The sequence below is a fragment of the Variovorax sp. KBW07 genome (genome assembly GCF_003852515.1).
Classification (GTDB): Bacteria; Pseudomonadota; Gammaproteobacteria; order Burkholderiales; family Burkholderiaceae_C; genus Variovorax.
Window position 1 is genome coordinate 1 of record NZ_QAJK01000087.1, and the last position, 24,857, is coordinate 24,857.

Consider the following 24,857-nt stretch of genomic DNA (forward strand, 5'->3'; position numbering starts at 1 on the left):
CGGTGTCAGTCGCACCCGCCCTGAATGCCCCCGAACCCGACCCCGACCCCGCTCCAAAACAGCAGCCGCAACACGCGCTCAACGCTGCGCCTTGTCCTTCTGGTTCTGCGCCTCGATGCGTTCACGCGCGTCCTGCCAATCGGTGTCGCTCCACTGCCGCAGCTCGTAGAAATTGCCGCCATTGGCCAGCGCATTGCCGCCGTCCATCATGATGCTCTGGCCCGTGAGCCAGTCGCATTGACCCGGTGCCATCAGGAACGATGCGATGTTCTGCAGCTCGCTCATGCGGCCCGTGCGTGCCATCGGATTGTTCTGCTTGCTCCGCGCGCCCGGCTCCTCGCCCGGATTCAGGCGCTTGCTCATGCCCTCGGTCGGGATCTCGCCCGGGCCCACCGCGTTCAGGCGAATGCCGTGGCGCGCCCACTCCACCGCCAGCGACTTCGTCATCACCTCGATGCCCGCCTTGCTCATCGCCGACGGCACCACGTACGGGCTGCCGTTGTCGACCCACGTCACGATGATGCTCATCACGCTGCGAAAGGCGTCGCCCTGCTTCCACTCGCCCGACTTGGCCTGCGCCACCCAGCGCTTGCCCACGGCCTGCGTCACGTAGAAGCTGCCATGGAACACGATGTTGGCAATGGCATCGAAGGCGCGCGGCGACAGGCTCTCGGTGGGCGACACGAAATTGCCCGCCGCGTTGTTCACCAGCCCGGTCAGGCCACCGCTCTGGAACAGGCTCTCGACCATCTCGTCGACCGCCTGCGCCACGCGGATGTCCACGCCGAAAGTGTCGATGCGCCGGCCCGGGAACTGCTGGCGCCACTCGGCCGCCGTTTCCTCGCAGACCGACTGGCGCCGGCCGCAGATGGCCACGTCGGCGCCCAGGCTCAGGAAGCGCTCGGCCATCGCGCGGCCGAGGCCGGTGCCGCCGCCGGTCACGAGGATGCGCTGGCCGCTCATGAGGGAAGCTTCAAACATGTTCGTCTCCTTGTCGTTGCGGCAGCGGCAAGGGAAAGCACTGCCATCGCGCATGCTACGCGCGACCCACACGCCATGACTTGCGAAATCTGGCTCTGCGCACCAGCAACGCGGGCTGCCTGAAAATAAGTCTCCTAACCTGCAGCCCCCGTGTGGGGCTCGCTACTCAATCCATAGCAACCCGTTCCCTGGACATCCGCCCATGCCAAGTGCCACCGCCCCCGTTTTCCAGCCGCTTGCAGGCGTGCGCGTCCTGAGCCTTGCGCTCAATTTGCCGGGTCCGGCCGCGCTGTTGCGTTGCCGCGAGATGGGCGCCAGTTGCCTGAAGCTCGAGCCGCCGGGCGGTGACCCGATGGGCCTGTACAACCAGCCGGCCTACACCGCGCTGCACGAAGGCATCGCAATCCAGGCCGCGGACCTGAAGACCGAAGCGGGGCAACAGCAGCTGCACGCCGAGCTCGCGAAGACCGATGTGCTGCTCACCTCGTTCCGCCCCTCCGCGCTGCGCAAGCTCGGGCTCGACTGGCCCGCGCTGCAGGCGCGACACCCGTCGCTGTCGCAAGTGGCCATCGTCGGAGCGCCCGGCGAGCGCGCCGAGGAGCCGGGCCACGACCTCACCTACCTGGCCGAGAGCGGCCTCGTCACGGGCACCGAACTGCCGCCCACGCTGTATGCGGACATGGGCGGTGCCCTGCTCGCGAGCGAAGCGGTGCTGAAGGCCGTGCTGCTGCGCGCCCGCGAAGAAAGCCAGGGCAGCAAGAGCAGCCAGGCGAACGGCGTGTACCTCGAAGTGGCGCTGAACGCCTCGGCCGACTGGTTGGCGCTGCCGCGCACCTGGGGCCTGACGCAGCCTACGGGCGCGGTCGGCGGCGCCCATGCGGGCTACCGCGTCTACCCGTGCGCCGACGGCCGCGTGGCGGTCGCGGCGCTGGAGCCGCATTTCGCGGCGCGCCTGTGCGAGGCTGCGGGCGTGGCATCGCGCGACATGCAGGCAAGCTCCACGCACGATGCGCTGGCCGCCTGGCTGGCAGTGCGCACGCGCGCCGAGCTCGAAGCCATGGGCCGCGAGCGCGACGTGCCGCTGCTCACGCTGGCCGGCTGACCCGCAACTGCAGCAGGCGGGTCAATCGGAGACCGGTCGTCAAAGGTGCAGTTCGCTGAGCTTGCGGTCGAGCTTGATAAGCCAGATGCGCGTCGGCCGCTCCAGGTCGCTGCCACGCGTGATGCGCGCACCGGTCACACCGGGCGGGCACTTGGCGATGATCGCGCCGGCCGCATCCACCGTGCAGTCTTCGATGCTGCCTGCCACGGTCTTGCCGTCGGCGTCGAGCAGGATGGTGCTCAGGCCGAAGTCGTTGTCGTTCACCAGTGCCAGGGTCTGGTCGTCCACCACGGTCAGGCATTCGGCCTTCTCGGCCAGCCAGCCCAATGCGTTCAGGTCGAGCAGCTCGGTCTTGCGCATCGTCACCACGTTCGAGTAGTCGGAAGTACCTGAAATTGCTTGGGTGATGCTGCTGATTTCGAGGTTGTAGTCGTCGGCCGCGATGTTGGTCGCATTGGCTGGCAGCTCGACCAGCATCAGCTTGTTGAACACCTTGCCGTCGCTCTTGCGCGCACCCTGCTCGATGACGATGAAGCGGCCGTTGCCCAGGCTCACCACGTCGCCGAGCTTGGCGTTGCCGGTGCGGTCCTTGTCGTACTGGCTGCCGTCGATCGGATAGGCATAGAGCTTCGATGTTTCGGTGGCCGGATCGAACTCGAGCCAGCGCGTGAACTTCGCGATGTGGCGCACATCGGTCTTGCTGCCGCCCGGTGGCTTGGCCTGGATCGACTTGCCCGCGCCGTCCTTCGGATCGATCGGGCTCTGCAGGAAGCCATGCAGCTTGCCGCTGGCAACGTCGAGCGTCAGGCCTTCCATGCCGCGGTTGGGGCGGCGCTGGGACAGCACCAGCGGCAGGTCGGCGGGGCCGCTGCCGGGCGCGTACTTTTTCTCGATCACGCCGGTCGCGATGTTGATGCGCGCGATGAACGGGCCGTACTCGTCGCTGGTCCACAGCACGTTGCGCGCCTTGTCGAGCACCAGCGTCTCGGGGTCGAGGCCGTTGGCGTCGTAGTTGGCCTTGTTGGCATCGAACACATAGCGGTCGGTCAGCGGCGTTTCGCCGGTGGAGCCGATGCCCGTCTGCGGCGGCAGGCCCGTGACCTTCTTGCCGCTGGCATCGACCTTCAGCGAAAGGCTCGATGCGAGCACCGCACCGGTCTTGCCGATGCGCACGACGCCGAAGCTCGGCGCGAACGATGGTGCGGGGAACACCTTGCTGATGTTGGTCGCGCCACCACCATTGGGCACGGGTGCGGTCGGTCCGTCGCCGTTCGGGCCACGGTCGGTAATGGCATAGAACTCCAGCGTGCCGTCGTCGGCCTTGCCCTTGAACGCCAGGCCCGAACCGTAAGCCGGCAGGAAGCCCTTGGGAAAGTCGGCCTTGGTCTTCTCGTTGTCGCCTTCGTACGGCACGTTGAAGCTGGCATCGGCCTGCATCTGGTAGCGGGTCACGCTGATGCCGATGGCGCCGAGCGTGTTGGTCTGCGTCGAGGTTTCGGTCACCGGCGTACCGAGGCGCGAAGCCAGCGTGTCCTCGAAGTGCTCCAGCGCCAGAGCGCGGCGGCTTGAATCGACCATGCGCGCATTGTAGGGAGCGGGCAGTGCCGCGAGCACCGCGTTCAGCGCGGTGTTGAATGCGTCGGCCGAGGCGTTGAAATCGAGCGCGCCGGCCGTGAGCGCGGCCTTCAGGGCCGGGGTCAGGCGGATGCCGTTCGAGGGATCGCGGTCTTCGTCGAAGCTCTGCAACGCAAGCAGGCGGTTGACGACCGCATCGGCCTTCACGTTGCTGCCGCCGGCCAGGGTCAGCGGGGTGATCGCGGTGCCGCATGCGGCGCTGCCGAGCACCAGCGCGCCGGCGCTGAAGGCCACGGTCTCGCCGTCCTTGCAGGTGAATTCACCATTGGCATTGGTGCTGGCCTTGGCGTTGCTGCCGGCGGTGTAGTCGAGGCCCTCGACCGCTGCGTCGAGGAAGGTGCCGGTCTTCGACTGCGCGGCCGGAGGGTTCGTGCCCCCGCCGCCCACCGGAAACGGCCAGCCGCCTCCGCCGTTGCCGCTGCCGCCGCAGGCGGTCATCAACGCGCCGGCACCCACGAGCGCCAGCCACCCCATCCTCGATCCTCTTGTCTTCTGCATTGCTTGTCCTTGTTGTGCGCCGGTGCAACAACACGCACAGGCCCCGGCGATTAACGCCGCGGCACATGACAAGCCCGTGAATCTTCAGCGGCCGGCGCCTTCGCGCTGCCGGTCTTCGCGCTTGAGCGCGAGGTAAGTGTCGAGTTCGACTTCGTGCAGCTGCCGCGGGTACTGCTCGGCCGCCGCGAACCAATGGCGCTGCCGCCGCTCGGCCTGGTCCGAAGCCGGGGCCGACAGGTAGGCGTCGAGCGTGAGGAAGTAGCGCATGGCATTGCGCTCCACCAACCCGCGCAGGCCGCGGATGTAGTCGGGCTTACCGTCGGCCGTCTTGCCCGTCACCGTGAAGCCCACCTTGTCGCGCCCGAAGGTTGCCAGGTAGGCCTGCGTGGTGAGCCGCACCATCATGTTGTGGTCGTAGCTGTAGCTGAAGTGCAGGAAGCTCTTGCGATCGTCGAGCGCCAGCACCTCGAGCGTGACCTTGTAGCCGCTGGTGCCCAGCGGACCGTTGGCGGCGGACAGTTCCACCGACAGGTGCTCGGGCGAGGCGCCGGTCACGCGGTAGATGAACGGCAGTTCGAAGGCCTGGTCGAGCGGCTTGTCGTAGCGCCGCACCACGTACAGCGTCAGCGTCACCCGCCCTTCCGCATCGGTGCCGATGCGGCAACGACGGTTGTTGATGTGCAGCGTGAGCACGTCGCACCAGTGGCCAGCGCCCTTCAGCTCGGCGCTGATCTCGGAAAGCGGATGCTCGACCACGGCGTAGACGTCGCCCTGCAGCCCGCCGGGCGTCTCGATGGAATCTAGCTGGATCGGGCGCCCGAGGCTGCTGCGGTCGAGCTTGTCGCTCATGCGCTGGTGGGTGGCCTTGAGGGCCTGGGCCTGGGCGCTACCGGACGACGCTTCGGGTGCGGCGGCCATCGCTTGCTGCAGTGCAGCGCAGAGCAGCAACGCTCCCGCCAGGATGCACGTCCAGGGTGCCGGCATGTGTGGCGATCTGCTCATGGGAGCACACGATACAACGGACCGCCCGCCCCGTGCCGTCAGTCGGTCCGAACGGCGCTGTTTCTTCGCATCAACAGCAGCATGGCGGCCGCCAGCAGCACCGCCCCCGCCCACTGGCGCGGCGCCATCGGTTCCGCCAGCAGCAGCGCCGCGAGCAAGGCCGCCACCAGCGGTTCGATCAGCGTGCCGACCACCGCCGCCGTGGGCGACAGGCGCCTCGCACCCCAGGCAAAGGCCAGGTAGGCCACCGAGGTCGTGACCACCCCGGTGTAGGCCGCGCCCAGCCATTGGGCCGTGCCGCCCGGCCAGGTGATGCCCGTCGGCCACGCGACCGCGAGCATGCACAGCGCCGCGACACTCATGCCCCAGGCCGACGCGGTGACGGCCGGCACGCGCGCAGGCATGCGCGCATTGCCCAGCACCACCAGCGCATAGCAGAAGGCCGAGCCGAACGACCAGGCCAGCCCAACGGCATGGCCCTTCGGCAACGGCCCCCATCCATCGGCGGGCATCACCAGCAGCGCCACGCCCGCGAGCGCCAGCAGCAGCCCCGCAACGAGGCGCAGGCCGAAGCGCTCGTAGCCGCGAGCGACCGACACCAGCACGACGATCACCGGCGCGCAGCAGATCGAAATGACCGTCGGCAACGCGGCCCCGAGGTGCACGATGCCCGCGAACCAGCAGCTCACGTTGAGCGCCATCGCGGCACCCGTGCCGATGACCTGGAACTGCTCGCGCCGCGCCAGGTGGCGCCAGCGCGCATCGGCCGGAGCGGGCCGCGTGCGCTGAGCGCGCCAGTGCAGCCACCACAGCAATGGCACGCCGAGCGCGAAGCGCGCCAGCGACAGGCTCTGCGGCGCGATGCCGCCGTCGATGAGAAATTGCGCCACCAGCGCGCCGCCGCCCCACAGCGCACCGGCCAGCAATACACCGCCCCAGGCCAGGGCGGCAGACGTTCTTGCGTTCATTGGTTGAAACTCTCCATGAAGCCCGCCGCGCTCTGTTTGTCGAAGGCGGGCATGACCATCCGGCCGTCGCCCGGCCCTCGCGAAGAAGGCGGACGGCGGCGACCACTTGCGGGTCTGAGCGCGGCACGAGGCGCGCGTCAGCTGCGGGTCGACGGAGGGGGAGAGTGGTGCAGATGCATGAGCGGCCGATGATAGAAGCGGCACCTGCCGGCGGCAAGAGAGAATCGCCGCCCATGCGCCCTCTTCCCGCCCGCTCGCAACCATGAAACGCCAAGGCTCGGAAGAGGTCCGACTCGGCAGCAGCAGACCGCGCGGTCGCGGCGCGAGTGCCGCCGGATCACCGGCCTCATGGGGCCTGCTTTTCATCCTGGCCTATGGCGTGCTGCTCGGCGCGGCCGTCTGGCTCGACCGCCTGCCACCGCTGGTGTTCGCCGTCGTCGCGGGGCTGAGCCTGCTTGCCTTCGTGACCTATGCGCTCGACAAGCACGCCGCCCGCACGGGCCGCTGGCGCACGAAGGAAAGCACCCTGCACCTGTTCGCGCTGGCGGGCGGCTGGCCGGGCGCGTGGGCCGCGCAAAGGCTGCTGCGCCACAAGTCGAGCAAGCGCAGCTTCCTGCTCGTGTATCGCGCCACGGTCGCGCTTCATTGCGCGGCGGTGCTGGCCTGGGCAGTCTGGCTGCGGGGCATTCCGTTCGCACCCTGACGCCGGATGCGTGTTGTGCCAGACTGAAATTTCCCTTTGTTGTTCGCGAGAAACCGACCATGCCACTCGTTCGAATCGAACTGTCCGACGCGTCACCGGAAACGCTGGGCCCCGCCATCGGCGACCTCATCTACCAGGCCATGACCGAGACCATCAACGTGCCGAAGGACGACAAGTTCCAGGTCATCACGCGGCATGCCGCGCAAGACCTGGTGCATCCGCAAAGCTATCTGGGCATCACGTACTCGCCGGGCTTCGTGCTGATCCAGATCACGCTGAACCAGGGGCGCACGGTCGAGATGAAGAAGGCGTTCTACAAGCGCGTGGCCGACGATCTGCACCAGAAGCTGGGCATCCGGCGCGAGGACGTGTTCATCAACCTCGTCGAGGTGATGAAGGAGAACTGGTCGTTCGGAAACGGCGAGATGCAATACGCATAGCGGTTGCCCGCCACGCGCCGCCGGTCAGCGAACCTTGCGCGAAGGCTTGTTGATCGGCTTGCCGCCGCTGCCGCCACTACCGCTGCCGTTGTCGCGCGGAGGCAGGCCGGTGTGCTGCGTGAGCATGCGGCCCTTCGACGGCTTGACCGGCGCCAGGCGTACCGGCGCGGCGGCCTTGGCCTTTGTCGCAACCGCCGGCGCGGAGGTCGAGTTCTTGCGACGCGCACTGGTGTAGCCGCCGTCGGTCAGCGGCTGCCACGTCGGGATGAGGTGGTGCTTGCCGTTGCCGATCAGGTCGGCGCGGCCCATGCTCTTCAGCGCTTCACGCAGCAGCGGCCAGTTGTTGGCATCGTGGTAGCGCAAAAAGGCCTTGTGCAGGCGGCGGCGCTTGTCGCCGCGCACGATGTCCACCGTCTCGCTCTCGCGCGTGATCTTGCGCAGCGGGTTCTTGTTGGTGTGGTACATCGTCGTGGCCGTGGCCATCGGGCTTGGATAGAAGGTCTGCACCTGGTCGGCGCGGAAGCCGTTCTTCTTGAGCCAGATCGCGAGGTTCATCATGTCCTCGTCGCTGGTGCCCGGATGCGCGGCAATGAAGTACGGAATGAGGTACTGCTTCTTGCCCGCCTCGGCCGAGAACTTCTCGAACATCTGCTTGAACTTGTCATAGCTGCCGATGCCGGGCTTCATCATCTTCGTGAGCGGGCCCTGCTCGGTGTGCTCGGGCGCGATCTTCAGGTAGCCGCCCACGTGGTGCTGAACCAGCTCCTTCACGTACTCGGGCGACTGCACGGCCAGGTCGTAGCGCAGGCCGGAGCCGATGAGAATTTTCTTGATGCCCCGCAGCGCACGCGCGCGGCGGTAGATCTTGATGAGCGGGTCGTGGTTGGTGCCCAGGTTCGGGCAGATGCCGGGGTATACGCAGCTGGGCTTGCGGCAGGCCGCTTCGATCTCGGGGCTCTTGCAGCCCAGGCGGTACATGTTGGCCGTGGGGCCACCCAGGTCGGAGATGGTGCCGGTGAAGCCGCTGACCGAATCGCGAATGGCCTCGACCTCCTTGATGATCGATTCTTCGGAACGGCTCTGGATGATGCGGCCTTCGTGCTCGGTGATCGAGCAGAAGGTGCAGCCGCCGAAGCAGCCTCGCATGATGTTCACGCTGAAGCGGATCATTTCCCACGCGGGGATCTTGGTCGCGCCGTCGTGGCTGCCGTTCTCGTCGGCGTAGCGCGGATGCGGGCTGCGTGCGTACGGCAGGTCGAACACATAGTCCATTTCCGCCGTGGTGAGCGGAATGGGCGGCGGGTTGATCCACACGTCGCGCGCCGTGGCGCCCTCGCCGTGCGCCTGCACCAGCGCGCGGGCGTTGCCGGGGTTGGTTTCCAGGTGCAGCACGCGGTTGGCGTGCGCGTAGAGCACCGGGTCGCTGCGCACCTGTTCGTACGAAGGCAGGCGGATCACCGAGCGGTCGCGCGGCGGCACGCTGATCTTGCCGCGGCTTTGCAGCGCCGGGTTCGGCATGAAGGTCAGCGGCTTGATGGCGGGGTTGACCACCGATGCGGGCATCGATGATCCGGCCGGACCCGCGGCTTCCGCGGCCTTGGCGACGGCTTCGGCCTCGTCTTCTTTGGCGCAGGTGGCGCCGTTGGCCTTGGCCTGCTCGGACACCATCAGGTAGGGGTTGACGTGCGCCTCGACGCGGCCCGGCTCGTCCACGCTGGTGGAGTTGATTTCGAACCAGCCCTCTGGCGTTTCGCGGCGCACGTAGGCGGTGCCGCGCACGTCGGTGATCCGCTGCACCGGCTCCTTGGCGGCCAGGCGGTGCGCGATCTCGACGATGGCGCGCTCGGCGTTGCCGTACAGCAGCAGGTCGCACTTGGAATCGACGACGACGGAACGGCGCACCTTGTCCGACCAGTAGTCGTAGTGCGCGATGCGGCGCAGGCTGCCTTCGATGCCGCCCAGGATGATGGGCACGTCGTTCCAGGCTTCCTTGCAGCGCTGCGAATACACGATGGCCGCGCGGTCGGGGCGCGAGCCGCCGACGTCGCCGGGGGTGTAGGCGTCGTCGCTGCGGATCTTGCGGTCGGCCGTGTACCGGTTGATCATCGAATCCATGTTGCCGGCGGTGACACCGAAGAACAGGTTCGGTTTGCCCAGCGCCTTGAAGGGCTCGGCGCTCTGCCAGTCGGGCTGGGCAATGATGCCGACGCGGAAGCCCTGGGCCTCGAGCATGCGGCCGATGACGGACATGCCGAAGCTGGGGTGGTCGACGTAGGCATCGCCCGTGACCACGATGATGTCGCAGCTGTCCCAGCCGAGCGCATCCATTTCCTTGCGCGTGGTCGGCAGGAACTTGGCCGTGCCGAAACGGGCCGCCCAGTACTTGCGGTAGCTGGTCAGCGGCTTGGCGGCACGCGCGAAAAAGGAGACGTCGACGGGGGCGTTCATCGGTGGGAATGACAGCGCTGTGGCGGCACTGTTGTGGGCAACCCTCGATTTTAGGGTTTTCCAGCACCCCTGTCGCGACAAACATCCAGTGACCGGGGCTGCCCACGGTCTTCATATGATTGCTTCAGGCAATTATTTGAATGACAATGGCAACCATGTCCACACCATCGACCAGCATCGATACCGCCGCCGTCAAGGCGATCCGGCAGTTCAACCGCTTCTACACGCGCCGCATCGGCGCACTCGATCCCTACCTGGACAGCGCCATGTCACTGACCGATGTGCGCGTGTTGTACGAGCTGGCCCACCGCGAAATGCCCATCGCCAGCGAGATCGGCCGAGACCTCGGGTTCGATGCGGGCTACCTGAGCCGCATTCTTCGCCGCTTCGAGACCGAAGGCTGGCTCACGCGCGCGCCGGATGCGCGCGATGCCCGGCAAAGCGTGTTGCACCTGACCGACGCCGGCCACGCCGCGTTTGCGCCGCTGCAACAGAAATCCCGCGACGAGGCCGCCGCCCTGCTCGCCCCGCTCGCGCCGGCCCAGCGCGCGCAGCTGGTCCAGGCCATGGGCACGATGCAGGCGCTGCTCGATCCGGCAGCCGCCCCGGCCAAGCCGCAAACCGTGATCCTGCGCGACCCGGGGCCCGGCGATATCGGCTGGGTGGTGCAGCAGCACGGCGAAATCTATGCGCGCGAATATGGCTGGGACAGCAGCTTCGAGGCGCTGGTGGCGCAGATCGCAGGGGAGTTTCTGCTGAAGTTCCAGCCCGAATGGGAGCGCTGCTGGATTGCCGAACTCAACGGCGAACGCATGGGCTCGATCTTCGTGGTGCGCAAGTCGGCCAGCGTGGCGCAGTTGCGCTTGCTCATCCTTTCACCGGCCGCACGCGGCCTGGGCCTGGGCGGCCGCCTGGTGGACGAATGCATCGCCTTCGCACGGCGCAAGGGCTACAAGAAGATGGTGCTGTGGACCAACAGCTGCCTGCTGGCCGCGCGCGGCATCTATGCCAAGCGCGGGTTTCAGCTCGTCAAGTCGGAGACGCACGAGAGCTATGGCAAGCAGGAACTCGTGGGGGAGACCTGGGAGCTGAAGCTGTAGTTGTAGCGCGGCTTCTGCTGCCTTGCGTCTTGCTCCTTCCCCTCCCGGGGGAAGGCTGGGATGGGGGCAGGCCCTGGATCAGGCGCCGCGATTGAATGAGTGCCGCGAGCCCCCACCCCAACCCTCCCCCGAAGGGGAGGGAGAAAGAAAGAACGAAGAAATCCCTTACTGCATGAACCAGCCGTGGCTCACCACCAGCGACTGGCCGGTCAGCGCATTCGTCGGGAACCCCGCGAACAGCAGCGCCACGCGCGCCACGTCTTCCGTGGTCGTGAACTCGCCATCGACGGTTTCCTTGAGCATCACGTTCTTGATGACTTCTTCCTCGCTGATACCCAGCGTCTTGGCCTGCTCGGGAATCTGCTTTTCGACCAGCGGCGTGCGCACGAAGCCCGGGCAGATCACGTTGGCGCGCACGCCGTGCTTGGCGCCCTCTTTCGCGACCGTCTTGGCCAGCCCGATGAGGCCGTGCTTGGCGGTGACGTAAGGCGCCTTCAGCAGCGAGGCTTCCTTGGAGTGCACCGAGCCCATGTAGATCACGCTGCCGCCACGGCCTTGCGCATACATGTGCTTCAGGCACGCCTTGGTGGTGAGAAAGGCGCCGTCGAGGTGAATGGCGAGCATCTTCTTCCAGTCGGCGAAGCTGAACTCTTCGACCGGATGCACGATCTGGATGCCGGCGTTGCTGATCAGGATGTCGATGCCGCCAAAGGCCTTGGCGCCCTCTTCGACCGAGGCATTCACCTGGTCTTCGTTGGTCACGTCGACAGCCACGCCGATGGCTTGCGCGCCCGTGGCCTTCAGTTCGGCAGCGGTGGCGTCGGCCGCTTCCTTGTTGAGGTCTGCAATGATGATCTTGGCGCCTTCCTGTGCGAAGAGGATGGCAATTTCCTTGCCGATGCCGCTGGCCGAGCCGGTGATGTAGGCGACCTTGTCCTTGAGTTGCATGGTGAAGTCCTTGAGAGGTTGGGGTTGGAAAGTGACAGCAAGAAGCGTGCGGAAGCGTGGGAGCGCGTAGCAGACGTCAGGCCAGATAGTCGTGCTCGACCGTGCCCAGCGCGAGCGTCATGTCGGCGATGTAGTGCACCGCCGATTCGACCTTGCGCACCGGCAGGTCCGCCACCGGTGCCAGCGCATGCGGATGCAGCTCGAGCGAGGCCGGGCCGGCCCACGCGCCGTGCAGCGTCACGTCGACCATGTGATAGCGCACCAGCTCGCAGATGCGGGCCGTGCCGTCGACGTGCGGAATGATCTTGAGCAAAAAGTTGGGCTGCGCAATGCCCGCAAGAATCGGCGCGTGCTCCAGCGCGCGGTGCTTGAAGCCCATGGTGGCCTTGGCCACGCGCACCTTGCCGTAGTCGAGCGTGCCGACCACCACGTCGGTTTCGTAGTCGAGCACCGGCGACGCCAGCTTCTTGGGAAAGCCCCAGAGCTCGCGGCCACCGGCAATCGGCGGGTGGTCGTTCAGGTACATCGCATGCACGTACGCGCCCTGCTCGAGCACGCCCTTGGCATTGCGCAACTGCACGGGAATGACCTGGCCCGACTCGGTGTAGTCGCCGAAGCCGGTGGAGTCGGGCATGCGGATGAATTCGTACTTGACCAGCGGCTCGACCACTTCGAGCGGCTCGGGCACCACGGCGCGCAGGGCGTCCATGTCGGTGCGGTACGTGATGATGAGAAATTCGCGCCGCACGAACCGGTAGGGGCCGGGCGGAAAAGCGGGACTGGTCAGCGGCATCGCAAAGGCCTGGCGCCGCACATCTTCAATGTTCATGAACATTTCCTCCTGTTGAAGTGACCGGGCCAGTCTGGCGCTGGTTTCTTAGTCGAACCTGATCGGCCCTTTTGTCAGCGCGACAGGCCCGGCCGCTTGACGCGTCCCGAACCGTGCTCGCCCAGGTCGAAGGTGGTGACACCGTTCACCGTGGCGTCGGCGCGCAGCGTCTCGGGGTGCGCCAGCGTGACGCGCATGTCGCGCGCGCCCGACTCCCAATGCTCTTCAACGGCGGCGCGCGAGAACTCGTAGTCTTTCGATTCGAGCTCGTAGGGCTTGTCGCGGTAGATCAGGTGAAAGATGTCGATGGGCTCGTGCGTGAGCTGCGATTGCACCTCGAGCACGCTCGGGTCTTTGCGCAGATGGGCCGGCAGCTTGGTGATCAGGTCGGCAATGGCCTGCTGCAGGTTCATGTTGGCGGCCAGCGCGTCGGTGTTCATGCGCGTGCGGCTCGAATAGGTGATGTCTTTCTGCCGCTCCATCACGCCCGCCATGGTGCGCGGCATTTCGCCGCGCGCATTGAACAGGTCGACCTGCAGCACCACCAGCGGCTCCGAGCGCGGGTGCATGTCGAGCACGTATTGCAGCGGCGTATTCGACACGATGCCGCCGTCCCAGTAGTCGTCGCCGTCGATGCTGATGGGCGCGAAGCCCGGCGGCAGCGCACCGCTGGCCATGATGTGCTCGGGCCCGATGCGCTGGCGCGTGTTGTCGAAGTACACCGAGTTGCCGGTGCGCACGTTCACCGCGCCCACGCTGAAGCGTGCCTCGCAGTGGTTGATGCGGTCGAAGTCGACCAGGCGCTCGAGCGTGGCCTTCAGCGCGGAGGTGTCGTAGTAGCTGAGCAGCGGCGCGGCCCCGCCCAACAGCAGGGCCGGCGAATAGCGCGGCTCGAAGAAGCCCGGAATGCCCACCAGCGAGGCCATGGTGGCGCTCCACTGGTTTTGCGTGGCCCGGTCGCCCAGCCACGAAGGCAGGCGCTGCGACGGCCCCGAAGACACCAGGTGCCAGAACTCGCGCAGCTTGTCGACCCGGTGCTCGGGCGCGTTGCCGGCGATCAGCGCGGCATTGATGGCGCCGATGGAAACACCCGCGATCCAGTGCGGCTCAAGACTGGTTTCGCTGAGCGCCGCGTACACGCCGGCCTGGTAGGCACCGAGCGCCCCGCCGCCCTGCAGCACCAGCGCCTTGCGGGCGTTGCGCATGTCTTCGCGGCGGGCTGCGAAAGGGTTGAGCGGTTGGGCGGCGGCACGGGATTTCTTCTTCGTTGGTGTCGTCATGCGTTCATTTGACACCAGCCGTTCGACACCAGCCTGACCAGGGGTTGTTCACCCCCGGAACGATTTCACATCTTCGGCAGCATCTGCCCACGGATCTCGCCGCCCGGGTTGGCGGCCGTGTGGATGTTGGCGTACCACTTGCCAGCCACCAGGTCGGCGGCCTGCGCAGGCGTGAGCGTGGCCTGGCCTTCGATCGGGCTGGCGGCATTGGCAAACGGCAGCACCACGCCGGCATTCGCGCCCGCGGCCGCGGGGCCGTGGAAGTGCGCCGCCGTGGCCGGGCCGCTCAGGCCGGTGTAGACGATCTTGTACTTGAGCACATTGGTGTCTCGGTTCAGCCAGGCCTCGGCCATGCCGCTGCCGCGCGTCATGTTCGGCGGCACTTCGCTGGCCGCGTTCATGGCGCCGCTGAAGCTGGCGGTGTTCGACTTGGACATCATCCCGCAGCCGGCCAGCGCGGCACTGGCCACACCGGTAATGAGGGCCGCGCGCAAAAGGTTGCCATATCTGGTCATGAGATTTGTCTCCTGGGTTATGAAAGCGTCTACAGCATAGGCAGCCACGGCGCCGCGCCGTGTCGGCCACCACCCCGACTTTGCCCACCGGCCCCCAGGCCACGGGCAACAGGCTGAAAGAGAATGCAACGATGACTTCAAACCCCCTCCCCACCGCCCGCGAAGTGGTCGATTTCTGGCGCGAAGCCGGCCCCGACCGCTGGTTTGCAAAGAACGAGGCCTTCGACGCCGAGTTCATCTCGCGCTTCTCGGCCGCGCACCAGGCCGCGGCCCGCGGAGAACTCGATCACTGGGCACGCGATGCGGAAGGCACGCTGGCATTGCTGGTGCTGCTGGACCAGCTTCCACGCAACGCATGGCGCAACAACCCGCACATGCTGGCCACCGACGGCCTGGCACTGGCAGTGGCGCACAAAGCGGTGGACGCGGGCTTCGACCTGCAAGCCGAGGAGGCGCTGCGCCGCTTCTTCTACCTGCCGTTCATGCACTCGGAGGTGCTGGACGAGCAGGAACGTTCGGTCGAACTGAATTCGGGGCTGGACGAGAACACGCAGCGTTTTGCTGTGTTGCACCGGGACATCGTGGCGCGCTTCGGCCGGTTTCCTCATCGCAACAGGCTGCTGGGGCGGCAATCCACTGCCGAGGAGCAGAAGTTTCTTGATGAAGGTGGGTTCGCGGGATAGCCCGTCAGCAGGCCCGCGCGTCGAATGATGCGAGGGTTTCGAGCACGCCGCGCGCCTGCAGCAGCTCCATGTGGCTTGCCACCGCCGCGACAAAGCGCGGCTCACCACCGAGTTCGCCGAAGACCGGCGCGAAACCGGTGAAGAAGGCGACACGGTCCTGCATCGAATCCGCGGTGTTCGCTTGCGCGAGCCTCTCGGCCAAGGCCGCCGCCAACGGGTCTTGAATGTCGTGCGGGGCGCCGGTCTCGTCGCTGCCCCGCAGGTAGTGAATCCATCCCGCCACCGCCAACGCCAGCCCGGCGATGGGCTGATTCGACCGCAGCCGGTCGCGCACCGTACCGAGCAGGCGCTGCGGCAGCTTTTGCGAACCATCCATTGCGATCTGTCTTGTCTGGTGCTGCAACGCCGCGTTCGAGAATCGCTGCAGCAGCCGCATGCGGTAGCCATCGAGGTCGAGGCCTTCCATCACGGGCAGTGTGGGCGCGATCTCGTCGCGCATCAGCGCATCGATGAAGTTGCGCAGTGAGGGTTCGGCCATGGCTCGGTCGACCGTTCGAAAACCTGCCATCGCGCCCAGGTAGGCCAGCGCCGAATGAGCACCGTTGACCATGCGCAGCTTCAGCCGCTCGAAGGGTTCCGCGTGCGCCACGAAGCGCGCCCCGCCTGCCGTCCAGTCGGGCTGGCCGTTCGCGAAGCGGTCTTCCACCACCCACTCCAGAAAAGGCTCGCCGACGACCGGCCATGCATCCTGAACACCCAGCCGCGCGCCGATGCGCTCCCGGTCGGCATCGGTCGTGCGCGGCACGATGCGATCGACCATCGAATTGGGAAAGGTGCAGTGCCTTTCGATCCACTCGCGCAGGTCGGCATCGACCGCCTGCGCGAACGCGAGCACGATGCCGCGAAGCATCTCGCCATTGGCAGGCAGGTTGTCGCAGGACAACAGCGTGACGGGCATAAGCCCACGGCGGCGACGCAGGTCCAGCGCATGCACGATGAAGCCGGGCATGGTGCGCGGCGCCCCGGGGTGCAAGAGGTCGTGCGCAATGTCGGCGTCATCCTGTCGCAGCGCGCCCGTGGCCGGATCGTGGTGATAGCCCTTCTCGGTGATCGTGAGGCTGACGATGCGCGTGTCCGGATGGGCGATGCGTTCGAGCACGGCCCGCGGGTCTTCCGGCGCGACGAGCACATCGAGCAGGTTGCCGACGATCGTCAGCGACTCCCAGGCACTGCCGTCCCCGGCCACGTCGCGCAGCGCCAGGGTGTAGAGCCCGTCTTGCGGCTTCAGCGCATCGCGCGTGTCGGCCGCGCGCAGCGACACGCCCACCGTGCCCCAACACAGGTCGCCGCCAGCTTGCAGCGCGGCCTCGTTGACGACCGCGACGTGCGCGCGATGGAAGGCCCCCACCCCCAGGTGAACGATGCCGGCGCGCAGCGCTTCCCGACGGTAGCGCGGGCATGCAACGTCGGCGGGCAGATCGGGCAAAGCGTCGGGGTGCAGGCGAGGCATGGTTGGCGTGTTCACCAGTTCCAGAGCGTGCCGTCGTGCTGGAGCCGGTTCACCGGCAGGTACGCGCGCTGGTAGGGGTACTTCGCGGCCAGCGCCTCGTCGATCTCGACACCATGGCCGGGCGCCTCGCCGGGATGCAGCATGCCGTTCGCGAAGGTGTAGGCGTGGGGAAAAACCGCATCGGTTTCTTCCGTGTGCCGCATGTACTCCTGAATGCCGAAGTTCGGCACCCACAGGTCGAAGTGCAGCGCCGCGCCCATGCAGGCCGGAGACAGGTCGGTCGCGCCGTGGCAGCCCGTGCGCACCTGGTAGAGCGAGGCCAGATCGGCGATGCGGCGCAGCTGGGTGATGCCGCCCGCATGAACCACCGTCGTGCGGATGAAGTCGATCAGCTGGTTCTCGATCAGGTCCTTGCAGTCCCAGATGCTGTTGAAGATCTCGCCCACGGCCAGCGGCGTGGTGGTGTGCTGGCGGATCAGCCTGAAGGCTTCCTGGTTCTCGGCCGGCGTGGCGTCTTCCAGCCAGAACAGGTTGAAGGGCTCGAGCGACTTGCCCAGCCGGCCGGCCTCGATCGGCGTGAGCCGGTGGTGCACGTCGTGCAGCAGGTGCACGTCGGGCCCCACCGCGCTGCGCACCGCGTCGAACAGCTTCGGCGTGTGTTCGAGGTACTTGGCGGTCGACCAGTCGTGCTCGCTCGGCAGGTCGGCGTCGGCCGGCTCGTAGAACATGCTGCCCCGGCCCACGCCGTACACCTTTTCCAGGCCCGGCACGCCGCTCTGCGCACGGATGGCCAGGTAGCCTTGCGCCTTGTAGCGCAGCACCTCGTCCACCGTGTGTTCGATGTCGCGGCCGTTGGCATGGCCGTACACCATCACACCGGTGCGGCTCTTGCCGCCCAGCAACTGGTACAGCGGCATGTTGGCAGCCTTGGCCTTGATGTCCCACAGCGCGGTGTCGACGGCGGCAATGGCGGTCATGGTCACCGGGCCTCGGCGCCAGTAGGCCCCTTTGTAGAGGTACTGCCAGATGTCTTCGATCTGGTGCGCGTCGCGCCCGATCAGGCAGGGAACGACGTGCTCGGCAAGGTATGCGGCCACGGCCAGCTCGCGCCCGTTGAGCGTGGCGTCGCCGATGCCTGTCAGGCCCTCGTCGGTTTCGATCTTGAGCGTGACGAAGTTGCGGCCCGGGCTGCAGACGATGACGCGGGCGTTGGTGATTTTCATGGTGTCGAACTTGAGGATTGAGAGAGTTCAGTCATGCGATTGGCCCAGGACCATGACGGAATCGATGGAGAGGTCGCGGTCGCCGGGCGACCAGTGAAACCGGACGATGTCAGCGGCGGCACCCACCGCCAGTTCGCCCCGCCTGCCCACGAAGCGTCCGGGGTTGGCTGTCGCGAGCTGAAGCGCCTCGGCCAGGGTGATGCCCCCCATGTCGATGGCCAGCGCCACATCCTGGGCAAGGCAGCGCGCCGCGCCTGCCAGAAAGGGAGTACCGGCGACGCCCAGCCGCCCATCGGCGGTCAGTTCGACCGCGCCGCCAATGGGTTGGTCGTAGCGCCCGGGTGGCATGCCCGCGAGCGCGGCGGTGTCCGAAACAAGAACGGTCCGGGCCAGTCCTTTCGCCCGCAGCATCGCCCGAAAGGTGTCGGCCGGAAGGTGGTGGCCGTCGGCGATCAACGAAGCGGTCAGCCGATCGTCGGCCAGTTGCGTCCAGAGGGGATTGGGATGCCGTGGCAGCGTTGCCGAAATGCCGTTGCCCAGGTGGGTCGAGAACCTCGCGCCGGCATCGACGGCGGCGGTGATGTCTGCCGCGCTGGCATGCGTATGACCGATGGCCACATGAACGCCACGCGCAGCCAGGGCGCGGATGTAGGCAGGTGCCTCGGCGTAGTGCGGCGAGAGCGTGACCATGCCGATCAGCCCGCCGCACGCTGCTTGCCAGCGATCGAATTCCGCAAGGTCCGGCGGCCGGACCTGATCACGCGGATGCGCCCCGCGGGGACCATCCTCGGGGGACACGTGCGGTCCTTCGATGTGCACGGCCGCAATCGCATGAGCCACCAGGGGGTCGCTGCGGCGCGCCTGCGCGATGACCTGCAGCGCGCCGATGAGCGACGCCTCCGAAGCCGTGATCAACGTCGGCAGGAAGGTGGTCACACCTTTCCCGCGCAGCATCCCGACCAGCTGTCGCACCGTGTCGATCGACAAGGCGCCGTCGTTCAGGTCGAGGCCTCCGAAACCATTGACCTGCAGGTCGATCAGGCCGGCCGAAAGCCATGCCGTCTCTTGCGCGGGCCCTTCGGTGATGGCACGGATCCGCTCGCCTTCGACCACGACCGCGAGGCTGCGGCCGGTCGCCGGGTCCCGCCCCGTGAGTCGCTTCACGGTTGTGCTTGTCATTCGCTCCTCCTAGGGGGCCGAGTCCGGGTCGAGAAAAAGCACCACCCGCGGGTGCAGGCGCAGCGCCGTGGCCGGGCATGCCGTGCCGATCGGGTCGCGCAGCGAACGGCGCACCGCTTCGCGCTTGGCCGCGCCCGGAACCACGCAGTACATCCGGTCGGAACGCAAAAGCCGCGGCAAGGTCAGGGTGAGTGCGTGGCTCGGCACCTGGTCGAGTTGCGCAAAGCAGCCATCGTCGACCTGCTGCCGGCGGCATGCGCCATCGAGCTCGACGATTTTCACGTCTTGCGCATCCGCGAGGTCGGCCACCGGTGGATCGTTGAAGGCCAGATGGCCATTGACCCCGATGCCGAGGCAGACGACGTCGATCGGCTCAGCCGCCAGCTCTGCTGCATAGGCCAGCGCTGCACTCGACGGATCGTTGCCCGGATCGATGATTCGCACGGCACCGAAGGGCAGTCGATCGAACAGATGGCGCTGCAGCCACAGTCCGAAGCGCTGCGGCGCCTGCGCGTCGAGGCCGATGTATTCGTCCATGTGAAAGGCCCTGATCCGCTGCCAATCGATGCCGGGCTCGGCCACCAGGGCCTCGAGCATCTCGGCCTGGCTTGGCGCCGCGGCGAACACCATGCGGACGCGCGACTGGCGCGCCAGGCGTGCGCGAAGATCCTCGGCAATGGCCGCGGCGGCGGCGCGCCCCATGGCCTGCCGATCAGGATAGGCGCGGACGTCGATGGGAAAAGACGAAGTAAGGGAAGTGCTCTCAGTCATGAATCCAGCTTTTTTCAATGTCTGCTCAGGCACCGACGCGGGCGCGCGCAGTCTCGTCGTTGGCAAGCGCGTCGATCAACGCATCGGCTTGCTCATTGCGCCACGGCGCAATCAGACCGACCAGAACGAAGACCGTCAACGAGCACAGCACGGGCCCTGCGACGGTGATGGTCGTCGTCCAGTCCGGGTTCAACGCCTTGATCTGGTCGGCAAAGACATACTTCACGAGCACGAAGACCACGAGCCCCGTCGCCCACGACGTCAGGGCGGCGGTGGGTCCGCAGCGGCGGAAGGCCGGCAACATGCCCAACAGCATCGGGATGGCGATCGGACCGACGAGCGCGCCAAACCACAGGATGATCAGTCCGAGCACACCTCCGAACTTGTCCGCTACCAGCGCGATGCACATCGACAACGCGATGAAGAGGAAGGTGCTGAGCCGGCCGACGAAGAGTTCCGCGCGGCCCGACATCTGGCGACTTCCCTTCCAGATGACCGGCAGAACGTCGCGCGTGATCACCGACGAGACCGCATTGGCGTCGGACGAGGTCATGGCCATGGTGTGCGCGAACATGCCCGCCAGAACCAGACCGATCAAGCCGGTCGGCAGCAGGTGCTGTGTCAGCAAGGCGTAGGACTGCTGCGGTTCCGCGAGATTGGGCAACAGCAAAGGAGCGGCCCACATCGGGAAGAAAAGAATCAACGGCCAGACCAGGAACAGTGCCGCCGACAGCAGCGCCGCCTTGCGCGCGTCGCGGCCCGTAGGCGCGGCAATGAAACGTTGCGCCAGGTTCCAGGTGCCGCCGTTGTACGACAGGGTGTTGATCAGCAGGTAGACCAGCACGAAGGCGATGGTGTACTGGCCATTGAACGGACTCGAATGGCTCGGCGGCAACCGCTCCCATACGGTCCATACAGCCGAAATGCCGCCGAGTTTGGCGAGCACGGCCACGAACATCACGACGCCCGCCAGCAGCTGGATGACGAACTGGCTGAAGTCGGTCAGTGCGTCGGCCCACAAGCCTCCGATGGTGGAATAGATCAGGGTCACGCCACCGGTCAGCAGCACGCCCCAGACCAGCGGCACATCCGCAAAAACCTTCAGCAGCAACGCCGTGGCGGTCCATTTGGCGCCCACGTCGAACACCTTGAGCGCCCCGCCGCTCCATGCCAGGACCTGTTGCGTGGGAATGTCATAGCGCGTGGACAGGTACTCGAGCGGTGAAATGATCGCCAGCCGCTGGCGCAATCTCGACCAGCGCGGCGCGAACAGAACCGATCCGAGGGCCAGCGCCATCGCGATGCTCCCGGCCCACCAGATATAGATGGTGAAACCCGACGTGTAGGCAATGGCCGCATAGCCCACGAAGACGGCCGCGCTGTAGCCGGACATGTGGTGCGAAACGCCTGCCAGCCACCAGGGCATGCGCCCGCCCGCGGTAAAGAAATCCGCCGCCGTCTTGATCTGGCTGCGTGCCCAGACGCCGATGCCCACCATCAAAAGAAAGTAGGCCCACAAAACAATCCAGTCGATCGCGCCCATGCGTGTTCCTCAGTAGTTTGAATGTTCTTAACTTGACTCTTCTCTCGTCTAATATTTTCATGCAACCGCTTGCACGTCAAGTGCAAGCGGTTGCTTTGAGGGTTTACACGTACTTTTCGCACACTTCCCCGTTGCCGCCGCGCAGTTAAGCTCAAGCGGCCCAGATGACCTCACACCACAAACCCGCACCCACGATCCAGCAGGTAGCGCAGGCTGCAGGCGTTTCGAGTTCGACCGTCTCGCGCGCCTTCAGCAGGCCCGAAATGCTCAGCGCCAAGACTGTCGCCTTGATCAAGGATGCAGCCGCTTCGCTCGGCTACACCCCCAACCAGGTCGCGCGCGCACTGTCGACGGGACGGCACGGCAACATCGCGCTGATCGTTCCAGACGTCACGAACCCTTTTTTTGCACCGTTGATCCGCGCGGTCGAAGCACGGGCCGACGCTGCCGGCCTGTGCATCTTTCTTGGCGATTCGGACGAAGACTCGGCGCGTGAAGAACGGTTGATCGGCAAGCTGTCCCCTCAAGTCGACGGGCTGATCCTTGCCTCCTCCCGCATGTCGGACGAAGAGATTCGCATGCCGCGCGGCCGAGGCCCCATCGTGCTGATCAACCGCGACGTCGAAGGCATGGACCGGGTGCTGGTCGACAGCGCACCTGCCGCCGCAGCCGCTGTACGGCACCTGCATGCTCTCGGGCATCGGCGGATCGTCTACGTGGGCGGGCCCACCTCTTCATGGTCGAACCAGTGTCGCCGTGCGGCGGTATTGCTCGCGGGGCGGGAGATGGCCATGGAGGTCATCGAAATTCCTGCCCGGCGCCCTTCCTACGAAGGCGGAATGGCCGCGGCCCCGGCCGTGCGCTCCACGCACGCGACGGCCGCCATCGCCTTCGACGATCTGGTGGCGCAAGGGCTGATGGCCGGGATGGCCGAGATGGGCGTCGGGGTGCCCGGCGACATCAGCATCGTCGGCTGCGACGATGTGCTGGCCACCCGAACCTACCCTCAGCTCACCACCATCGCTTCACGGCCGGATGCCGCGGGGCGCATGGCCATGGAGATCCTGCTGGACCGGCTGGCCGCGGGCCCCTCGCCCGGCGTCGCCCACATGCTCGACACCGAGCTGATGATTCGCGCGACCACTGCAGCCGCCCCGAACGACAAGGGCCGAGGCTGACCGGGCCGGACGACGCGGCGCGAACCGCCACGCGTCGCCGATCAGCACGAGGCTTGCGCGCAGGCGGATTGATCAGGCGTCGTTGTGTGCCAACGGCACGTCGCGCGTTGGCGAGGGGTTCAGGTCGACGGTCCCCTTCGCGTCTTTCATCGAGCCGTAGGTGCGCGCGTAGACCCACGTGAACTCCGCGCCCAGCAGGAAGATCTGCGCCGAGTAGTACACCCACACCAGCACCACCACCAGCGAGCCCGCAGCGCCATAGCCCGAGGCCACGCTGCTCTTGCCGATGTACAGGCCGATCAGGTGCTTGCCCACCGTGAACAGCAACGCCGTGACCGCCGCGCCCACCCACACGTCGCGCCACTGCACCTTCGCGCGCGGCATGATCTTGTAGATCATCGCGAAGATCACCGTCACCATCGCGAAGCTGAAGATGAAGTTGACCACCTGCGCCAACGTCTCCCACGCGCCGAACACCGGCGACCACCACTTGCCCAGTGCCGCCAGCGCCGCGCTCGCCACCAGCGACACCATCAGCAAGAAGCCGATGCCCATGATCATGCTGAACGACAGCAGCCGCACCCGCAGCATGTTGAAGACGCCCTTGTTCTTGGCGCGTGCCGGGGCGCGCCAGATGCGGTCGAGCGCGTCTTGCAGTTCGCCGAACACGGTGGTCGCGCCGACCACCAGCAGGCCGATGCCGATCACCGTGGCCACGATGCCCTCGGCCGGCTTGTTGACAGCCTTCAGCATGCCCTGCACCGCCGTTGCGCCCTGCTCGCCCATCAGGCCCGAGAGCTGCGCGAAGATCTCGCCGCGCGCGGCTTCCTGCCCGAAGACCAGGCCCGCCACCGCGATCACGATCAGCAGCAGCGGCGCGATGGAAAACACGGTGTAGTACGCCAGCGCCGCCCCCATGCTCGGGGCATAGTCGTTCGACCAGGAAGCGAAGGCGCGTTTGCAGAGATCGAAGAGAGCGCGGAGTTGCATGAGCATGGAGTGTCCCTGTGGAATGGCCCGCGGCTTGTCAGCCCGGTGCCCGGCATGTTGCAGGCCCGCCTACGATAATCGCTCCACATGCAATCGTCTCCCCCAGCCTCCGGCGCGGTGGCGCCGTCCGCGCCCGCGCAACCCCAGTCGCCACGCGACCTGTTCGTGTCGTTCACCTGGCTGGCGCTGCAAGGCTTCGGCGGCGTGCTCGCCATCGTGCAACGCGAGATGGTCGAGAAAAAGAAGTGGCTCACGCCCGACCAGTTCCTCGAGGACTGGGCCGTGGCGCAGGTGATGCCCGGCCCCAACGTGATCAACCTCGCGCTGATGATCGGCGACCGCTACTTTGGTTTGCGTGGCGCCCTCGCCGCCGTGGCGGGCATGCTGACCATTCCGCTCGGCGTCATCCTGGCGCTGGCCGTTCTGTATGCGCACTACGCGGGCAATCCGCAAGTGGCGGCCGCGCTGCGCGGCATGGGCGCGGTGTCGGGCGGGCTGATCGCGGCCACCGGCATCAAGCTGCTGCCGCAGCTGCGCAAGCACCCGCTGGGCTTTGCGGTCTGCCTGGGGTTCGTGGCACTGGTATTCGTGGCCATCACCGTACTGAAGATTCCGCTGGGCTGGGTGCTGCTGGTGCTGGGTGGCGTGGCCTGTGTGTGGACCTGGCGAAAGATCCCGGCATGAGCAGCATCGGCATCGCGATGCAATGGCACGACTGGCTGGCCCTGTTCGGGCAGTACATGCTGCTTTCGCTGCTGTCGATCAGCGGCGCCATCACCACCGTGCCCGACATGCACCGCTACCTGGTGGCCCAGCACGGCTGGCTCACCGATGCGCAATTCAGCTCATCGGTGGCCATCGCCCAGGCCGCGCCCGGGCCCAACGTGCTGTTCGTCGCGCTGATGGGCTGGAACGTCGGGCTCAACGCGGGCGGCGGCATCGGCGCTGGACCGTCGGCCTGGCTGCTGGGCTTCTTCGGGCTGATGGTGACCATGGTCGGCATCATGCTGCCGAGCACCACGCTGACCTATGTCGCCACGCGCTGGGGCCACCGCAACCGCACCCGGCGCGAAGTGCGCGCCTTCAAGCAGGGCATGGCGCCCGTGGTGGTGGGCCTGCTCATCGCCACCGGCTGGGTGCTGGCCGCCGGTAACCATGCGGGCAATGCGCCTGCATGGCACCTGTGGCTGCTGAGCGGCGCGGCGGCGCTTATCGTCTGGCGCACGCGCATCCACCTGCTCTGGCTGCTCGGCGCCGGTGCGGTGCTGGGCACCACGGGTTTTGTCTGACGCCGTTTCTTTTTCTTCTTCCTCAACGCTTCTTCGGAAACA

23 protein-coding genes are annotated in these 24,857 nt (G+C 66.7%); 8 read left to right on the forward strand and 15 right to left on the reverse strand.

Annotated features, from left to right (window positions below):
• Positions 1-78: 78 nt before the first annotated feature.
• The gene (locus tag DBV14_RS18245) at positions 79-981 is read right to left on the reverse strand and encodes an SDR family oxidoreductase (RefSeq protein WP_124460663.1); all 903 of its coding nucleotides are present in this window, start codon (positions 979-981) and stop codon (positions 79-81) included.
• A gap of 202 nt (positions 982-1,183) precedes the next feature.
• Here DBV14_RS18245 and DBV14_RS18250 point away from each other — a divergent pair, with 202 nt between their 5' ends.
• Positions 1,184-2,083: a CoA transferase gene (locus DBV14_RS18250; RefSeq protein WP_124460665.1), complete on the forward strand. Its 900-nt coding sequence runs from the start codon at positions 1,184-1,186 to the stop codon at positions 2,081-2,083.
• Between the two features lie 39 nt (positions 2,084-2,122).
• Here DBV14_RS18250 and DBV14_RS18255 read toward each other — a convergent pair whose 3' ends face one another.
• From DBV14_RS18255 to DBV14_RS18265, 3 genes are all read right to left on the reverse strand, one after another.
• Entirely contained in the window at positions 2,123-4,216 is a 2,094-nt protein-coding gene (locus tag DBV14_RS18255) for an esterase-like activity of phytase family protein (protein ID WP_260397111.1), read from the reverse strand.
• Between the two features lie 84 nt (positions 4,217-4,300).
• Positions 4,301-5,218: a hypothetical protein gene (locus DBV14_RS18260; protein ID WP_124460667.1), complete on the reverse strand. Its 918-nt coding sequence runs from the start codon at positions 5,216-5,218 to the stop codon at positions 4,301-4,303.
• 38 nt (positions 5,219-5,256) lie between these two features.
• Positions 5,257-6,186: a DMT family transporter gene (locus DBV14_RS18265; RefSeq protein WP_124460669.1), complete on the reverse strand. Its 930-nt coding sequence runs from the start codon at positions 6,184-6,186 to the stop codon at positions 5,257-5,259.
• A 262-nt stretch (positions 6,187-6,448) separates the two neighbouring features.
• Here DBV14_RS18265 and DBV14_RS33965 point away from each other — a divergent pair, with 262 nt between their 5' ends.
• The gene (locus tag DBV14_RS33965) at positions 6,449-6,889 is read left to right on the forward strand and encodes a DUF1294 domain-containing protein (RefSeq protein ID WP_260397112.1); all 441 of its coding nucleotides are present in this window, start codon (positions 6,449-6,451) and stop codon (positions 6,887-6,889) included.
• A 59-nt stretch (positions 6,890-6,948) separates the two neighbouring features.
• The gene (locus tag DBV14_RS18275; protein ID WP_124460671.1) at positions 6,949-7,329 is read left to right on the forward strand and encodes a tautomerase family protein; all 381 of its coding nucleotides are present in this window, start codon (positions 6,949-6,951) and stop codon (positions 7,327-7,329) included.
• Positions 7,330-7,353: 24 nt separating this feature from the next.
• Here the strand turns inward: DBV14_RS18275 and DBV14_RS18280 are convergent, their stop codons facing one another.
• Entirely contained in the window at positions 7,354-9,777 is a 2,424-nt protein-coding gene (locus DBV14_RS18280) for a YgiQ family radical SAM protein (RefSeq protein WP_124460673.1), read from the reverse strand.
• Between the two features lie 146 nt (positions 9,778-9,923).
• Between DBV14_RS18280 and DBV14_RS18285 the strand changes: the two genes are divergently transcribed.
• Positions 9,924-10,877 (forward strand): bifunctional helix-turn-helix transcriptional regulator/GNAT family N-acetyltransferase, encoded by a 954-nt coding sequence (locus DBV14_RS18285; RefSeq protein ID WP_124460727.1) that lies wholly within the window; start codon positions 9,924-9,926, stop codon positions 10,875-10,877.
• Positions 10,878-11,042: 165 nt separating this feature from the next.
• Here DBV14_RS18285 and DBV14_RS18290 read toward each other — a convergent pair whose 3' ends face one another.
• The 4 genes from DBV14_RS18290 to DBV14_RS18305 form a co-directional block, all read right to left on the reverse strand.
• A complete protein-coding gene (locus DBV14_RS18290) occupies positions 11,043-11,825 on the reverse strand; it encodes a 3-hydroxybutyrate dehydrogenase (protein WP_116907322.1) in 783 nt (260 codons plus the stop codon).
• A 76-nt stretch (positions 11,826-11,901) separates the two neighbouring features.
• Positions 11,902-12,654, reverse strand: coding sequence for an acetoacetate decarboxylase (locus tag DBV14_RS18295; RefSeq protein WP_124460675.1), 753 nt, complete (start codon positions 12,652-12,654; stop codon positions 11,902-11,904).
• A 74-nt stretch (positions 12,655-12,728) separates the two neighbouring features.
• Positions 12,729-13,934 carry a patatin-like phospholipase family protein gene (locus DBV14_RS18300; protein WP_124460677.1) on the reverse strand — a complete coding sequence of 402 codons (1,206 nt, stop codon included), beginning with the start codon at positions 13,932-13,934 and terminating at the stop codon, positions 12,729-12,731.
• 65 nt (positions 13,935-13,999) lie between these two features.
• Positions 14,000-14,449: a CHRD domain-containing protein gene (locus tag DBV14_RS18305; RefSeq protein ID WP_124460679.1), complete on the reverse strand. Its 450-nt coding sequence runs from the start codon at positions 14,447-14,449 to the stop codon at positions 14,000-14,002.
• Positions 14,450-14,580: 131 nt separating this feature from the next.
• Between DBV14_RS18305 and DBV14_RS18310 the strand changes: the two genes are divergently transcribed.
• Complete coding sequence (locus tag DBV14_RS18310; protein ID WP_124460681.1) at positions 14,581-15,132, forward strand: DUF924 family protein; 552 nt, start codon at positions 14,581-14,583, stop codon at positions 15,130-15,132.
• Positions 15,133-15,136: 4 nt separating this feature from the next.
• Here the strand turns inward: DBV14_RS18310 and DBV14_RS18315 are convergent, their stop codons facing one another.
• The 5 genes from DBV14_RS18315 to DBV14_RS18335 are packed head-to-tail and all read right to left on the reverse strand — an operon-like array spanning position 15,137 to position 21,358.
• Positions 15,137-16,642, reverse strand: a complete 1,506-nt coding sequence (locus DBV14_RS18315; protein WP_124460683.1) for a mannitol dehydrogenase family protein — start codon at positions 16,640-16,642, stop codon at positions 15,137-15,139.
• Positions 16,643-16,653: 11 nt separating this feature from the next.
• Positions 16,654-17,865: a D-mannonate dehydratase ManD gene (gene manD, locus DBV14_RS18320; RefSeq protein ID WP_124460685.1), complete on the reverse strand. Its 1,212-nt coding sequence runs from the start codon at positions 17,863-17,865 to the stop codon at positions 16,654-16,656.
• 27 nt (positions 17,866-17,892) lie between these two features.
• Positions 17,893-19,044, reverse strand: a complete 1,152-nt coding sequence (locus tag DBV14_RS18325; RefSeq protein ID WP_124460687.1) for an N-acetylglucosamine-6-phosphate deacetylase — start codon at positions 19,042-19,044, stop codon at positions 17,893-17,895.
• A 9-nt stretch (positions 19,045-19,053) separates the two neighbouring features.
• Positions 19,054-19,848 carry a 6-phosphogluconolactonase gene (locus DBV14_RS18330; protein WP_221621898.1) on the reverse strand — a complete coding sequence of 265 codons (795 nt, stop codon included), beginning with the start codon at positions 19,846-19,848 and terminating at the stop codon, positions 19,054-19,056.
• A complete protein-coding gene (locus DBV14_RS18335) occupies positions 19,841-21,358 on the reverse strand; it encodes a sodium:solute symporter family protein (RefSeq protein ID WP_124460690.1) in 1,518 nt (505 codons plus the stop codon). The genes DBV14_RS18330 and DBV14_RS18335 overlap by 8 nt, the downstream gene beginning before the upstream one ends.
• Positions 21,359-21,522: 164 nt before the next feature.
• Here DBV14_RS18335 and DBV14_RS18340 point away from each other — a divergent pair, with 164 nt between their 5' ends.
• Positions 21,523-22,536, forward strand: a complete 1,014-nt coding sequence (locus DBV14_RS18340; protein WP_124460692.1) for a LacI family DNA-binding transcriptional regulator — start codon at positions 21,523-21,525, stop codon at positions 22,534-22,536.
• 72 nt (positions 22,537-22,608) lie between these two features.
• Here the strand turns inward: DBV14_RS18340 and DBV14_RS18345 are convergent, their stop codons facing one another.
• A complete protein-coding gene (locus DBV14_RS18345; RefSeq protein WP_185546058.1) occupies positions 22,609-23,532 on the reverse strand; it encodes a YihY/virulence factor BrkB family protein in 924 nt (307 codons plus the stop codon).
• An 81-nt stretch (positions 23,533-23,613) separates the two neighbouring features.
• Between DBV14_RS18345 and DBV14_RS18350 the strand changes: the two genes are divergently transcribed.
• Both DBV14_RS18350 and DBV14_RS18355 read left to right on the forward strand, forming a co-directional pair.
• The gene (locus DBV14_RS18350) at positions 23,614-24,210 is read left to right on the forward strand and encodes a chromate transporter (protein ID WP_124460694.1); all 597 of its coding nucleotides are present in this window, start codon (positions 23,614-23,616) and stop codon (positions 24,208-24,210) included.
• The gene (locus DBV14_RS18355) at positions 24,207-24,815 is read left to right on the forward strand and encodes a chromate transporter (RefSeq protein ID WP_185546059.1); all 609 of its coding nucleotides are present in this window, start codon (positions 24,207-24,209) and stop codon (positions 24,813-24,815) included. The genes DBV14_RS18350 and DBV14_RS18355 overlap by 4 nt, the downstream gene beginning before the upstream one ends.
• Positions 24,816-24,857 lie beyond the last annotated feature (42 nt).

Excerpts from the sequence above, each read along its gene's own strand:
- DBV14_RS18250 (WP_124460665.1), top strand. The coding sequence starts at position 1,184 with ATGCCAAGTGCCACCGCCCCCGTTTTCCAGCCGCTTGCAGGCGTGCGC.
- DBV14_RS18335 (WP_124460690.1), bottom strand. The coding sequence starts at position 21,358 with ATGGGCGCGATCGACTGGATTGTTTTGTGGGCCTACTTTCTTTTGATG.
- DBV14_RS18340 (WP_124460692.1), top strand. The coding sequence starts at position 21,523 with ATGACCTCACACCACAAACCCGCACCCACGATCCAGCAGGTAGCGCAG.
- DBV14_RS18350 (WP_124460694.1), top strand. The coding sequence starts at position 23,614 with ATGCAATCGTCTCCCCCAGCCTCCGGCGCGGTGGCGCCGTCCGCGCCC.
- DBV14_RS18355 (WP_185546059.1), top strand. The coding sequence starts at position 24,207 with ATGAGCAGCATCGGCATCGCGATGCAATGGCACGACTGGCTGGCCCTG.
- DBV14_RS18290 (WP_116907322.1), bottom strand. The coding sequence starts at position 11,825 with ATGCAACTCAAGGACAAGGTCGCCTACATCACCGGCTCGGCCAGCGGC.
- DBV14_RS18295 (WP_124460675.1), bottom strand. The coding sequence starts at position 12,654 with ATGAACATTGAAGATGTGCGGCGCCAGGCCTTTGCGATGCCGCTGACC.
- DBV14_RS18280 (WP_124460673.1), bottom strand. The coding sequence starts at position 9,777 with ATGAACGCCCCCGTCGACGTCTCCTTTTTCGCGCGTGCCGCCAAGCCG.
- manD (WP_124460685.1), bottom strand. The coding sequence starts at position 17,865 with ATGAAAATCACCAACGCCCGCGTCATCGTCTGCAGCCCGGGCCGCAAC.
- DBV14_RS18285 (WP_124460727.1), top strand. The coding sequence starts at position 9,924 with ATGGCAACCATGTCCACACCATCGACCAGCATCGATACCGCCGCCGTC.
- DBV14_RS33965 (WP_260397112.1), top strand. The coding sequence starts at position 6,449 with ATGAAACGCCAAGGCTCGGAAGAGGTCCGACTCGGCAGCAGCAGACCG.
- DBV14_RS18315 (WP_124460683.1), bottom strand. The coding sequence starts at position 16,642 with ATGCCTCGCCTGCACCCCGACGCTTTGCCCGATCTGCCCGCCGACGTT.
- DBV14_RS18300 (WP_124460677.1), bottom strand. The coding sequence starts at position 13,934 with ATGACGACACCAACGAAGAAGAAATCCCGTGCCGCCGCCCAACCGCTC.
- DBV14_RS18310 (WP_124460681.1), top strand. The coding sequence starts at position 14,581 with ATGACTTCAAACCCCCTCCCCACCGCCCGCGAAGTGGTCGATTTCTGG.
- DBV14_RS18245 (WP_124460663.1), bottom strand. The coding sequence starts at position 981 with ATGTTTGAAGCTTCCCTCATGAGCGGCCAGCGCATCCTCGTGACCGGC.
- DBV14_RS18265 (WP_124460669.1), bottom strand. The coding sequence starts at position 6,186 with ATGAACGCAAGAACGTCTGCCGCCCTGGCCTGGGGCGGTGTATTGCTG.
- DBV14_RS18325 (WP_124460687.1), bottom strand. The coding sequence starts at position 19,044 with ATGACAAGCACAACCGTGAAGCGACTCACGGGGCGGGACCCGGCGACC.
- DBV14_RS18255 (WP_260397111.1), bottom strand. The coding sequence starts at position 4,216 with ATGCAGAAGACAAGAGGATCGAGGATGGGGTGGCTGGCGCTCGTGGGT.
- DBV14_RS18305 (WP_124460679.1), bottom strand. The coding sequence starts at position 14,449 with ATGACCAGATATGGCAACCTTTTGCGCGCGGCCCTCATTACCGGTGTG.
- DBV14_RS18345 (WP_185546058.1), bottom strand. The coding sequence starts at position 23,532 with ATGCTCATGCAACTCCGCGCTCTCTTCGATCTCTGCAAACGCGCCTTC.
- DBV14_RS18275 (WP_124460671.1), top strand. The coding sequence starts at position 6,949 with ATGCCACTCGTTCGAATCGAACTGTCCGACGCGTCACCGGAAACGCTG.
- DBV14_RS18260 (WP_124460667.1), bottom strand. The coding sequence starts at position 5,218 with ATGAGCAGATCGCCACACATGCCGGCACCCTGGACGTGCATCCTGGCG.